The organism is Streptomyces sp. NPDC018031 (genome assembly GCF_044327625.1).
Lineage (GTDB): Bacteria > Actinomycetota > Actinomycetes > Streptomycetales > Streptomycetaceae > Streptomyces.
In genome coordinates this window covers 212,090-224,780 of record NZ_JBIRFT010000002.1, presented here as the reverse complement: position 1 = coordinate 224,780, position 12,691 = coordinate 212,090, and the positions used below count along the sequence as shown (strand labels likewise).

General features: G+C 74.8%; 10 protein-coding genes. 8 read left to right on the top strand and 2 right to left on the bottom strand.

Annotation, left to right across the window (positions count from 1 at the left end; all coding sequences use genetic code 11):
- Nucleotides 1–62 precede the first annotated feature (62 nt).
- Together ACH4B3_RS07295 and ACH4B3_RS07290 are read left to right on the top strand one after the other, a co-directional pair.
- Complete coding sequence (locus ACH4B3_RS07295; RefSeq protein ID WP_398461770.1) at nt 63–1,253, top strand: thiolase family protein; 1,191 nt, start codon at nt 63–65, stop codon at nt 1,251–1,253.
- Nucleotides 1,254–1,359: 106 nt separating this feature from the next.
- Complete coding sequence (locus ACH4B3_RS07290) at nt 1,360–2,748, top strand: FAD-dependent oxidoreductase (protein WP_398461769.1); 1,389 nt, start codon at nt 1,360–1,362, stop codon at nt 2,746–2,748.
- Between the two features lie 132 nt (nt 2,749–2,880).
- On the opposite strand, the gene hemE is transcribed toward ACH4B3_RS07290, so the two are convergent.
- Entirely contained in the window at nt 2,881–3,966 is a 1,086-nt protein-coding gene (gene hemE, locus ACH4B3_RS07285; RefSeq protein WP_398461768.1) for a uroporphyrinogen decarboxylase, read from the bottom strand.
- Between the two features lie 91 nt (nt 3,967–4,057).
- Here hemE and ACH4B3_RS07280 point away from each other — a divergent pair, with 91 nt between their 5' ends.
- The 5 genes from ACH4B3_RS07280 to ACH4B3_RS07260 all read left to right on the top strand — a co-directional run bounded on the left by ACH4B3_RS07280 (nt 4,058) and on the right by ACH4B3_RS07260 (nt 10,690).
- Complete coding sequence (locus tag ACH4B3_RS07280) at nt 4,058–4,726, top strand: DUF3000 domain-containing protein (RefSeq protein WP_398461767.1); 669 nt, start codon at nt 4,058–4,060, stop codon at nt 4,724–4,726.
- A 253-nt stretch (nt 4,727–4,979) separates the two neighbouring features.
- Nucleotides 4,980–5,642, top strand: coding sequence for a LuxR C-terminal-related transcriptional regulator (locus tag ACH4B3_RS07275; protein ID WP_398461766.1), 663 nt, complete (start codon nt 4,980–4,982; stop codon nt 5,640–5,642).
- A gap of 126 nt (nt 5,643–5,768) precedes the next feature.
- A complete protein-coding gene (locus ACH4B3_RS07270; RefSeq protein WP_398461765.1) occupies nt 5,769–7,055 on the top strand; it encodes a ribonuclease D in 1,287 nt (428 codons plus the stop codon).
- A gap of 282 nt (nt 7,056–7,337) precedes the next feature.
- Nucleotides 7,338–8,564 (top strand): thiolase family protein, encoded by a 1,227-nt coding sequence (locus ACH4B3_RS07265; RefSeq protein ID WP_398461764.1) that lies wholly within the window; start codon nt 7,338–7,340, stop codon nt 8,562–8,564.
- Complete coding sequence (locus tag ACH4B3_RS07260) at nt 8,561–10,690, top strand: 3-hydroxyacyl-CoA dehydrogenase NAD-binding domain-containing protein (RefSeq protein WP_398461763.1); 2,130 nt, start codon at nt 8,561–8,563, stop codon at nt 10,688–10,690. The genes ACH4B3_RS07265 and ACH4B3_RS07260 overlap by 4 nt, the downstream gene beginning before the upstream one ends.
- Before the next feature lie 368 nt (nt 10,691–11,058).
- On the opposite strand, the gene ACH4B3_RS07255 is transcribed toward ACH4B3_RS07260, so the two are convergent.
- Nucleotides 11,059–12,108, bottom strand: a complete 1,050-nt coding sequence (locus tag ACH4B3_RS07255) for a hypothetical protein (protein ID WP_398461762.1) — start codon at nt 12,106–12,108, stop codon at nt 11,059–11,061.
- 161 nt (nt 12,109–12,269) lie between these two features.
- Here ACH4B3_RS07255 and ACH4B3_RS07250 point away from each other — a divergent pair, with 161 nt between their 5' ends.
- Complete coding sequence (locus ACH4B3_RS07250) at nt 12,270–12,665, top strand: NTP pyrophosphohydrolase (RefSeq protein ID WP_398461761.1); 396 nt, start codon at nt 12,270–12,272, stop codon at nt 12,663–12,665.
- The last annotated feature ends 26 nt before the right edge of the window (nt 12,666–12,691 follow it).

Genomic DNA, 12,691 nt, shown 5'->3' with positions numbered 1-12,691 from the left:
GGCCGGTCAACCGAACGGTCGGTGGGCCCGGGAGCGGGCCGTTGAACGCGGGAGAGGATCCGATGAACGACCGCATCCGGGATGTGTACATCGTCGACGCCGTCCGTACCCCGGTCGGCAAGTACGGCGGCGGGCTGTCCCGGGTGCGGCCCGACGACCTGGCCGCCCATGTGGTGCGGACACTGGTCGACCGCTCCCCGGAGCTCGACCCGGCCCGGATCGACGACGTGTTCTTCGGCAACGCCAACGGCGCGGGCGAGGAGAACCGGGACGTGGCCCGGATGGCGGTGCTGCTCGCCGGACTGCCGGTGTCGGTACCGGGCACCACCGTCAACCGGCTGTGCGCTTCGGGCCTGGAGGCCGTGGTGCAGGCGGCGCGGGCGGTCGCGGTGGGCGACGCGAGCGTGGTGCTGGCCGGCGGGGTGGAGTCGATGTCCCGCGCGCCGTGGGTGCTGCCCAAGCCGGAGCGCGCGTTCCCGGCGGGCCATCAGGAGCTGTACTCCACCACCCTCGGCTGGCGCATGACCAACCCGCGGATGCCGGCGGAGTGGACCGTCCCGCTGGGCGAGGGCGCCGAACTGATCGCGGACAAGTACGGCATCGGCCGCGCCGCCCAGGACGCCTTCGCCCTCGACAGCCACCGGAAGGCCGCGCGCGCCTGGCGGGACGGGCTGTACGACGGGGAGGTGGTGCCCGTCCCCGGCACCGACCTGAGCCGTGACGAGTCCATCCGGGACACCACCTCGCCGGAGGCGCTGGCCGCCCTCAAGCCGGCCTTCCGGCCGGACGGCAGCGTCACCGCCGGGAACTCCTCGCCGCTCAACGACGGCGCCGCCGCCCTGCTCCTGTGCGACGAGGAGGGGCTGCGGGCCACCGGCCGGGAACCGCTGGCCCGGATCGGCGCGGCGGCGGTGACCGGGATCGAGCCGCAGCTGTTCGGCCTGGGGCCGGTGGCGGCGGTGCGCCGGGCGCTGGCGAAGTCCGGACGCGGCTTCGCGGAGCTGGCGACGGTGGAGCTCAACGAGGCGTTCGCCGCGCAGGCGCTCGGCTGCCTCGCCGAGTGGCCCGAGCTCGACCCGGCCGTGGTCAACCCGCGCGGCGGGGCCATCGCGATCGGCCACCCGCTGGGCGCCTCCGGCGCCCGGCTCGCCGGGTCGGCCGCCCACCAGCTCGCCGCCCGGGGCTCCGGCACCGGCCTGGTGGCGCTGTGCATCGGCGTCGGCCAGGGCCAGGCGCTGGTCCTGGAACGCTGACGCCCGGCCGCCGGGCGCGGAACCGGCGGCCGCCGCCCGCCCCGCCGTCGAAGATCCGTACCGTGGTGCCGGAACCGGAACCGGGCAACGACGGAGGGACGGCGGCATGGCGGCGCAGCGCATGGTGGTCGTCGGGGGTGACGCGACGGGGATGTCCGCCGCGTCGCAGGCCCGGCGGCTGAAGGACGAGGACGAGCTGGAGATCGTCGCCTTCGAACGCGGCGGTTTCGCCTCCTACTCGGCCTGCGGCATCCCGTACTGGGTCGGCGGCCAGGTGGCCGGTCCGGACGAGCTGATCGCCCGGACCCCCGAGGCGCACCGCGAGCGCGGTATCGACCTGCGGCTGCGTACCGAGGTGACGGAGCTCGACCTGGCCGGGCAGCGGGTGCGCGCCCGTGACCTGGCGTCCGGCGAGGAGCGCTGGTGGGGGTTCGACCGCCTGGTGCTGGCCACCGGTGCGACTCCGGTGCGTCCCCCGCTGCCGGGCATCGACGCGCCGGGGGTGCACGGGGTGCAGACGCTGGACGACGGCCGGGCGCTGCTGCGCACCCTGGAGGCGGTGGAGGGCGGGCCGGACGGCCGGCGCGCCGTGGTGGTGGGCGCGGGGTACATCGGGGTGGAGATGGCCGAGGCCCTGATCCGGCGCGGGTTCCGGGTGACGGTGCTCAACCGCGCCGGGCAGCCGATGTCGACCCTCGACCCGGACATGGGGCGGCTGGTGCACGAGGCGATGTGCGACCTCGGCATCGAGACGGTCAACGGCGCGGCGGTGACCGCCGTGCTGACCGGCGCCGACGGATCGGTGCGCGCGGTGGCCACCGAGGACGCCGAGTATCCGGCGGACGTGGTGGTGCTGGGCGTGGGGGTGCGGCCGGCGACCGGGCTGGCGCGGGCGGCCGGGCTGCCGCTGGGCGAGTACGGCGGCCTGCTCACCGACCTGTCGATGCGGGTGCGCGGCGAGGAGAACGTCTGGGCGGGGGGCGACTGCGTGGAGGTGCTGGACCTGGTCTCCGGCCGCACCCGGCACATCCCACTGGGGACGCACGCCAACAAGCACGGGCAGGTCATCGGCTCCAACGCGGCCGGCGGCTATGCGACGTTCCCGGGTGTGGTGGGCACCGCGGTGAGCAAGGTGTGCGATCTGGAGATCGCCCGCACCGGTCTGCTGGAGCGCCAGGCGGCGCAGGTGGGGCTGCGGTTCGAAGCGGTGACCATCGAGTCGACCAGCCGCGCCGGCTACTACCCGCAGGCGCAGCCGATGCGGGTGAAGATGCTCGCCGAGCGCCGGACCGGCCGGCTGCTGGGGGTGCAGATCGTCGGCCGGGAAGGGGCCGGGAAGCGGGTGGACATCGCGGCGGTGGCGCTCACCGCGGGGCTGACGGTGGACCAGATGACCGCCCTCGACCTGGGGTACGCGCCGCCGTTCTCACCGGTGTGGGATCCGGTGCTGGTGGCGGCGCGGAAGGCGGCCGCGGCGGTGCGGAAGGCGGGCTGACCCCCGGCCGGCCGGCGGGGGCGCCCCGGCGGCCCGGCCCGGCGGGCGGCCCCGGTCGGCACCGGGCCGCCCGGGCGCCGGGGACCGGCCGCGCCGGGAGACCGGGCGGCCCGGTACCCGGCGCGGGCCGGGTCAGCGGGCGGTACGCGTGTGCACGTACTCCACGAGCCGGGTCAGCGCGTCCGGGTCGGTGTCCGGCAGCACCCCGTGGCCGAGGTTGAACACGTGCCCGGGCAGGTCGCGGGCCGCGTCCAGCACCTCGCCCGCCTTGCTCTCCACCGCCTCGCGCGGCGCGAAGAGCACCGCCGGGTCGAGGTTGCCCTGGAGCGCCTTGCCGGGGCCGACCCGGCGGGCGGCCTCGTCCAGCGGCACCCGCCAGTCGACGCCGACGACGTCCGCGCCGGCCTCGCCGAGCAGTCCGAGGAGCTCGCCGGTGCCCACGCCGAAGTGGATGCGCGGCACGCCGTAGGAGGCGACGGCGTCGAAGACCTTGGTGGAGGCCGGCATCACGCTGCGCCGGTAGTCCGCGGGGGCGAGCGCGCCGACCCAGGAGTCGAAGAGCTGCACGGCCGAGGCGCCGGCCTCGATCTGCACCTTCAGGAAGGCGGCGGTGATGTCCGCCAGGCGGTCCAGCAGGTCGGCCCAGAGCCCGGGGTCGCCGTACATGAGCGCCTTGGTGTGCTCGTGGTTGCGCGACGGGCCGCCCTCGACCAGGTAGCTGGCGAGGGTGAACGGGGCGCCGGCGAAGCCGATCAGCGGGGTGCCGCCGAGCTCGGCGGTGAGCATCCCGATGGCCTCCGTGACGTACTTCACATCGTCCGGGTCCAGCGGGCGCAGCCGCTCCAGGTCGGCACGGGTGCGGATGGGCTCGGCGACCACCGGGCCGACCCCGGGCTTGATGTCCAGGTCGAGGCCGATGGCCTTGAGCGGCACCACGATGTCGCTGAAGTAGATCGCCGCGTCCACGCCGTGCCGGCGCACCGGCTGCAGGGTGATCTCGGTGACCAGGTCCGGGCGCATGCAGGACTCCAGCATGGCGGTGCCCTCGCGGACCTTGCGGTACTCGGGGAGCGAGCGTCCGGCCTGGCGCATGAACCACACCGGCGTGTGCGGTACGGGCTCACGGCGGCAGGCCCGGAGGAAGGCGGAATCCTGGACTGCCGACGCCGCGGTGCGGCCGGTCTGCTGCGGGCCTGTCGGCCGGTCGGAGACGCTCATGTCCTAAATCTTCGCACGGGCCGAACGAGTGACCCGCCAACCCGGGTGTCCCTACGCCGCGCGGGGGTCTCGAACGCCTAGTCTTCCGGGCATGGCAGCGGCTCAGGGACACCTTGCGGACGGTGCGGACAGCACAGGGGGCCAGGACGGCGCCCCGTTGGCCTTCCGGCACGCGGTCGCCGGACTGCGTGGGGTACGGCCGCGGGCCGAGGTGGAGCTCGACCCCACCGCGCCGCCACGGCGCCTGGCGCCCTACGCGTACGCGCTGGAGGCGGTGGTCGGGGGCGGTGGTGACGAGGACGGCGACGGCGACGGCGACCCGGAGCTGGCCGAGGGCCGGCTGATCCTGCTGCACGACCCGGAGGGGCACGACGCCTGGCGGGGCACGTTCCGCCTGGTGACCCTGGTCCACGCGGACCTGGAGGCGGAGATGGCCGCGGACCCGCTGCTGCCGGAGGTGTGCTGGTCCTGGCTGACCGGGGCACTACAGGCCCGCGGGGTGGACTACCTGGAGCCCAGCGGCACGGTGACCCTGGCCGCGTCGCACCATTTCGGCGGCCTCGGGGACCGCGAGCCGTCGACCCGGATCGAGATCCGGGCGTCCTGGACGCCGTCCGACGCCTCCGGCGTACCGGACACCGGGGCCCATCTGACGGCCTGGTGCGACCTGCTGTGCCAGATCGCGGGGCTGCCGCCGTCGCAGGGCCAGGACCCGGGGGTGGTCGCGCTGCCGCAGCGCCGCGGCCCGCGGTCGCGCTGACCGCACGCCGCCGCCGTCACCGCCCGCGCACCGGCCCGCGGGCCGCGCCCGTCCTCGCGGGCCGGTCCGCGGGCCGGTCCGTTCGGTCCGCGGGGCCGGCCGGGCCGGTCCGCGTGGCGCGCACACGATCGAGCAGCCGTCCTAATTGTCCGAATTGTTACTCACTCGATCGTGATCATCCCCTAAAGGAGGGCCGGATGGGTGCCGAAGCACGTGGTGACCCGTCCCCACCCAACTCCCTTCAGGAGGCCTGGTGTCTGTTCTCCTTGAGCAACCGTCCAGCCTGGTCGCCTACCGCCCGAACAAGCCGACGGCCATGGTCGTCGTCGCCGACCCCCGTGTCCGGTCCACCGTCACCCGCCACCTGTGGGCGCTCGGCGTGCGCGATGTCATCGAGGCGTCGTCGATCGCCGAGGCCCGGCCCCGGATCAGCAGCCCGCGCGACATCTGTGTCGCCGACGTTCACCTCCCGGACGGATCCGGACTCACCCTGCTCTCCGAGACCCGCGCCGCGGGCTGGCCCAACGGTCTGGCCCTGTCCGCCGCCGACGACATCGGCGCGGTGCGCAACGCGCTCGCCGGCGGCGTCAAGGGCTATGTCGTCACCGGCACCCGCACCAACCTCGGCCTGCCCGGCCGCCCCGGCGCCGCGCCCATCGGCGCCGCCGCCGCCCGGCTGCACCGCCGCCCGCCGGGCGCGCCCGGCCACCCGGGCGGCTTCCGGGAGCTGTCGGGCCGGGAGGTCGAGGTACTGAGGCTGGTTGCGGAGGGCCAGTCGAACAAGGCCATCGGGGTATCGATGGGCCTGTCGGCACTCACCGTCAAGAGCCACCTCGCCCGCATCGCCCGCAAACTGGGCACCGGCGACCGGGCCGGCATGGTCGCCGTCGCCCTGCGCACCGGCATCATCCACTGACCCGCACCTCCGCCCGCGCCGGAACACCGGCCGGAGACCCGCCCGGCAACCGCCGCCCCGCCCGCCGACGGAACGTTCCGTCGGCGGGCGCCGTGCACCGCTCGCCCGCACAGATACCCTTGACTGGTGACCGACGCCCAAGAGACCGCAGCAGACACGACACTGCGAACCGCCGGGGGCGCTCCCCCGGACGACGGCGTCGCAGCCCAGCCCGTACCGATCCCCCTGCTGGAGCCCCGCGAGGGCATCCCGCCGGTGATCACCGACCAGGCCGCCCTGGACGCGGTCGTCGCGGCCTTCGCGACCGGCCACGGTCCGGTCGCCGTGGACGCCGAACGGGCCTCGGGCTACCGCTACGGCCAGCGCGCCTACCTGGTCCAGCTGCGCCGCGCCGGGGCGGGCACCGCGCTCATCGACCCGGTGGGCTGCCCCGACCTGTCCCCGCTGGGTGCCGCGCTCGCCGGCACCGAATGGGTGCTGCACGCCGCGACCCAGGACCTGCCCTGCCTGCGTGACATAGGCATGGTGCCCGACCGGCTCTTCGACACCGAGCTGGCCGGCCGACTCGCCGGCTTCGCCCGGGTCGGGCTCGGCGCCATGGTCGAGAACGTCCTGGGGTACGCCCTGGAGAAGGGCCACTCCGCCGTGGACTGGTCCACCCGTCCGCTGCCCGAGCCCTGGCTGCGCTACGCCGCGCTCGACGTCGAGCTGCTGGTGGACCTGCGCGACGCGCTGGAGGAGGAGCTGACCCGGCAGGGGAAGCTGGAGTGGGCGCTGGAGGAGTTCGCCGCCATCGCCGCCGCGCCGCCGCCCGCGCCGCGCAAGGACCCCTGGCGGCGCACCTCCGGGATGCACCGGGTCCGGCGCCGCCGCCAGCTGGCCGTGGTGCGCGAGCTGTGGACGCTGCGCGACACCATCGCCCAGCGCCGGGACGTCTCCCCCGGCAAGGTGCTCAGCGACGCCGCGATCGTCGAGGCCGCCCTGGCCCTGCCGGGCGACACCCGGGCGCTGGCCGCGCTGAACGGGTTCGGGAACCGCACCGGCCGCCGTCAGCTGGACCAGTGGCAGGCCGCCGTCGACCGGGCGCGGGCGCTGCCGGACAGCGAACTGCCGCAGCCCGGCCAGCCGGTCGCCGGCCCCCCGCCGCCGCGCGCCTGGGCCGAGAAGGACCCGGCCGCCGCCGCCCGGCTGTCGGTGGCCAGGTCCGCGGTGACGGCGCTGGCCGAGCGGCTCACCATGCCGCAGGAGAACCTCATCACCCCGGACACCGTGCGCCGGCTGTGCTGGGAGCCGCCCACCGAGGTGAGCGAGGCGAGTGTGGCGGAGGCGCTGGCCGGCCTGGGCGCCCGGCGCTGGCAGATCGAACAGGTCACGCCGCTGCTCACGGCGGCGCTGTCGGCGACGGTCGGCTGATGCGACGCGCGTGGACCGCCCGGTGCCCGGGCCGGTCCACGCCCGCGGCGCCGCGGTGCGGCGCCGCGTCCCCCGCCGTCCCCCGCGCGGCGTTCCCCACCGTGCCCCGCGCGGAGTTCCCCACCGTGCCCCGCGCGGAGTTCCCGGTGGCGTGCCGTGTGACGTTCACCGCTCCCGCGCGGGGGGCTGGGCAGCTTGGTTACCCACAAGTAGCATGTGGCCTGTCGGCGCGCCGCACGCGTGTCCGCAGCAGTGCCACCCCGCACCTGGAGGAGAGCCAACGTGCCTCGTACCGCTAGGGACGTCGTCTTCGTCGACGGCGTCCGCACCCCGTTCGGCAAGGCGGGCCCGAAGGGCATCTACCACGAGACCCGCGCCGACGACCTCGTCGTGAAGGCGATCCGGGAGCTGCTGCGCCGCAACCCGGACCTCGACCCGAAGAAGATCGACGAGGTCGCGATCGCCGCCACCACGCAGATCGGTGACCAGGGTCTGACGCTGGGCCGCACGGCCGGCATCCTCGCGGGCCTTCCGCAGTCCGTTCCGGGCTACTCCATAGACCGCATGTGCGCGGGTGCGCTGACCGCCGTCACCTCGGTGGCCGGTTCCGTCGCCTTCGGCGCGTACGACGTCGCCGTCGCCGGCGGTGTCGAGCACATGGGCCGCCACCCGATGGGCGAGGGCGTGGACCCGAACCCGCGCTTCGTGTCCGAGAAGCTGGTCGACGAGTCCGCCCTGTTCATGGGCATGACCGCGGAGAACCTGCACGACCGGTACCCGACCATCACCAAGCAGCGCGCCGACGAGTACGCCGTGCGCTCGCAGGAGAAGGCCGCCAAGGCGTACGCGGACGACAAGATCCAGCCCGACCTGGTGCCGGTCTCCGTCCGCCGCACCAACCCGGAGGCCGGCGAGACCGGCTGGGGCCTGGTCACCGCCGACGAGCCGATGCGCCCGGGCACCACCCTGGAGAACCTGGCCGGCCTGAAGACGCCGTTCCGCGTCCACGGCCGCGTCACCGCCGGCAACGCCGCGGGCCTCAACGACGGTGCCACCGCCGCGCTGATCGCCTCCGAGGACTTCGCCCGTGAGAACGGCCTGCCGGTCAAGATGCGCCTGGTCTCGTACGCCTTCGCCGGCGTCGAGCCCGAGGTGATGGGCTACGGCCCGATCCCGGCCACCGAGAAGGCCCTCGCCCAGGCGGGTCTGTCCATCGAGGACATCGGCCTGTTCGAGATCAACGAGGCGTTCGCCGTCCAGGTCCTCGCGTTCCTGGAGCACTACGGCATCGCCGACGACGACGCCCGCGTCAACCAGTACGGCGGCGCCATCGCGTTCGGCCACCCGCTGGCCTCCTCCGGCGTCCGGCTGATGACGCAGCTGGCCCGCCAGTTCGAGGAGCAGCCGCACGTCCGCTACGGCCTGACCACCATGTGCGTCGGCTTCGGCATGGGCGCCACGGTCATCTGGGAGAACCCGCACTTCGACACCGAGGGAGACTCCAAGTGAGCACCACCGCAGAGCTCCTGAAGGGCGCGGCCGAGCTGTTCCCGGACGAGGTCGTCACCCAGGCGCACGTCCGCCACCTCGACCTGCCGTTCGGCGCCGGGCGCTTCGCGCTCATCACGCTGGACAACGGCTTCGACCACACCAAGCCGACCACCTTCGGCCCGCAGTCCCTCGCCAACCTGAACGCGGCGATCGACCAGGTCGAGCAGGAGGCCGCGGCCGGCTCCATCGTCGGCGTCGGCCTGACCGGCAAGCCGTTCATCTTCGCGGTCGGCGCCGACCTCAAGGGCGTCGAGCTGCTGAAGAAGCACGACGAGGCCCTGGCCATCGGCAAGGGCGGCCACGACGTCTTCAAGCGTCTGTCCGCGCTGGCCGTCCCCACCTTCGCGTACTACAACGGCGCGGCGATGGGCGGCGGTGTCGAGGCCGGTCTGCACTGCACCTACCGCACCGTCTCCAAGGCCATCCCGGCCTTCTCGCTGCCCGAGGTCTTCCTCGGTCTGGTCCCCGGCTGGGGCGGCTGCGCCCTCCTGCCGAACCTGATCGGCGCCGAGCGCGCGGTCTCGGTGATCATCGAGAACTCGCTGAACCAGAACCGCCAGCTCAAGGGCAAGCAGGTCTTCGAGCTCGGCATCGCCGACGCGATCTTCGAGGGTGCCGACTTCCTGGAGCAGTCCCTGCTGTGGACCGCGCGCGTCCTGACGGGCGAGACCCAGGTCGTCCGCGCGGAGATCGACCGCGGCGAGGCCTGGGACGCGGCCGTCGCCAAGGGCCGCTCCATCGCGGACTCCAAGGTGCACGGCGCCGCTCCGGCCGCCTACCGCGCGCTGGACATCATCGCCGCCGCCAAGGACGGTGACCTGCAGGCCGGTTTCGACGCCGAGGACGCGGCGCTGGCCGACCTCATCATGGGCGGCGAGCTGCGCTCCGGCATCTACGCCTTCAACCTGGTGCAGAAGCGCGCCAAGCGCCCGGCCGGTGCCCCGGACAAGAACCTGGCGCGCCCGGTCACCAAGGTCGGCGTGGTCGGCGCGGGCCTGATGGCCTCGCAGCTGGCGCTGCTGTTCCTGCGCCGCCTGGAGGTGCCGGTGGTCCTCACCGACATCGACCAGGAGCGCGTGGACAAGGGTGTGGGCTACGTCCACGCCGAGATCGAGAAGCTGCTCGGCAAGGGCCGCATCAACCAGGACAAGGCCAACCGCCTGACCGCCCTGGTGACCGGTGTGCTGGACAAGGCCGAGGGCTTCGCGGACGCGGACTTCATCATCGAGGCCGTGTTCGAGGAGATGTCCGTCAAGCAGAAGGTGTTCGCGGAGGTCGAGGCGGTCGCCCCGGCGCACGCGATCCTCGCCACCAACACCTCCTCGCTGTCGGTGTCGGAGATGGCCTCCAAGCTCCAGCACCCGGAGCGCGTGGTCGGCTTCCACTTCTTCAACCCGGTCGCCATCCTCCCGCTGCTGGAGATCGTCCGCGGTGAGCAGACCGACGACGCCTCGCTGGCCACGGCGTTCGCCGTCGCCAAGAAGCTGAAGAAGACCGCGGTCCTCACCAAGGACGCCCCGGCGTTCGTCGTGAACCGCATCCTGACCCGCTTCATGGGCGAGATCCAGAACGTCATCGACGAGGGCACCCCGGTGGAGACCGCCGAGAAGGCGATCGAGCCGCTCGGCCTGCCGATGTCCCCCCTGGTGCTGCTGGAGCTGGTCGGCCCGGCCATCGGTCTGCACGTCTCCGAGACCCTGAACCGCGCCTTCCCGGAGCGCTTCACGGTCTCCCCCAACCTGAAGGCGGTCGTCGAGGCCGGCAAGCGCGGCTTCTACGTCTACGATTCCGGCAAGCCGGAGCTGGACCCCGAGGTCGCCGCCCTCCTGAAGCAGGGCGACAGCGTCCTGACCGAGGAGCAGGTCCGCGACCGCGTCCTGGACGCCGTCGCGCAGGAGATCGGCCTGATGCTGGAGGAGGGTGTCGTGGCCGAGGCCCAGGACATCGACCTCTGCCTGATCACCGGTGCGGGCTGGCCCTTCCACCTGGGCGGCATCACTCCGTACCTGGACCGTGAGGGCGTCTCGGAGCGGGTGAACGGCAAGAGGTTCCTCGCCCCGGGCACCGCCAGCGTCCCGGCGTGACCCCCGGTCCGCCCCCGGCGCGGGGCGGACCACCAGCGGCCCCGGTCCGGGCAGCGCGCCGCCCCGCGTGGGCGGCGGGTGCCCGGCCGGGGCCCGGCGCCACAGCGGGCCGCACGGATCCTCCGTGCGGCCCGTCGGCGTACCCGGGCCCGGGACCGGCCCGCGCACGCCCCCGGCTTCTCCGGGGTACGCCCACGACCCGTGGGTCCAGAGGGATCCGGAAGGCCGCGATCGGTCGCGCGGGCCCTTCTTCGAGGGCGGACCCGCAGGGCCGGGCGCCCAGGTGGACCCGCGGGGGGTGCCGGCGCCCCGCGGCCGGGCGCCGGCACGGCCCCGCCGGTCCGCGCCCGGGCCGTGCCACCGGCCGGTCAGCGGCCCGGGACGGTGTACCAGGCGTCCAGGGCGAGGCCGGGCTCGCTGGTCTTCTGCCGCGCGACGCAGAGCCTCCGGTCCGGTCCGAGAGCCGCCAGCACCACCCGGCCGAAACCGTCCAGCGCCAGTGCCGGGTCGCTCAGGCCCGGGCTCCCGGTGGGCGTCCACCACACCCCGGCGCTCTCGTCCTGCGCCGGATAGGCGGCCACCGACAGCCGCCCGGCCGCCGGTTCGCGCTGGGCCAGCACCGTGCAGTCATGGCCGTCCACCGGCGCCTGGAGCACCGCCACCGGGCCGCTGCCCGCCTCCCCGCCCAGGGATATCGCCTCGGCGCCGTCCCCCGCCCGGTAGGCGAGGACCTCGCCGGTCGCGGCGTCCCGCCAGAAGTGGGTGAGGGTGTCGGCGGCCGTCTGGGCGCCCGCGCAGGAGCCCGGCTGCGGCTTCCACGGCAGGTCCTCGCCCCGCTTCAGCCCGCCGCCCGGCTCGTTCATGTACCAGCGCAGCGCGCCGCCGGTGGTCGGCGCGAGGAACTCGACCCGGCCCGCCGCGGTGGCGATCCCGGACAGCCCGTCGACGACGTCCTTGCCCTTGAAGTCGACCCAGCCGCTCCACTTGCCCTTGGCGTCCTGGCGCCGCGCGCTGATGCCGGTCCCGGCGTTCCTGACGAACACGTGCACCGCGCCGTCCCGCCCGACGACGGTGGAGACCAGGGTGACCCGGCCCGCCTTGCGCCGGTCCGTCGGGTGCGGAGTGCCCAGGGAGTGCCAGGCCGTGAGGGGTCTGCCGGTCTGGAACTGGGTGGCGTGCACCACCTCGACGTCCACCTGGTCGTCCGCGGCCGGCTTCCGGCGCAGCCCCATCAGGTGCACGTAGCCGTCCGCACCCTGGCCGACCGAGCAGGTGGTGAGGCCGGGCACGGCGAGCCGTACCGGCCCGGTCCAGTCCGGGCCGCCGGGGCGCTCCTCGGTCCAGCGCTCGACGGCGCCCTCGGTCGGGGCGTAGGCAGAGAGCCTGCCGTCCTTGCCGCGCAGCAACTGCAGGACCATGGTTCGCCGACAACCTTCCCTCACCCGACACCGGTAACACTATTTTGCCCGGCGTGGCGGCCCCGGTGACCCGGCCCCGGGTGACCCGGCCCCGGCGGTTTCCGGCGGCGGCCCGGCGGCGCCCGCTCCGGAGGCGCGGCCGGGCGTGCCAGGGTGGGGGCATGAAGGCACTCGTGGTGGTGGACGCGGCGAACGTGGTCGGTTCGGTGCCCGACGGCTGGTGGCGGGACCGGCACGGCGCCACCGAGCGGCTCCGGGACCACCTGGCCCGGTACGCCGCGGAGGGGCTCCCCGCGCCGGGCGGGCCGCCGGACCCGGCGGCGGGCGGGCCCCCGGAGGTGGTGCTGGTGGTGGAGGGGGCGGCCCGCGGCGTCACCTCGGTGCCGGGGGTGCGGGTGGTCCCGGCGGAGGGCAGCGGGGACGACCGGATCGTGGCGGAGGTGGCGGGCCGGCCGGCGGACCGGCCGTGCCTGGTGGTGACCGCGGACCGGGAGCTGCGGGCCCGGGTGGTGGCGCTGGGTGCCGAGGTGGCCGGGCCGCGCACGGTCCGGCCCTGAGGCGGCCGGGACGTCCGGCGGCGCCC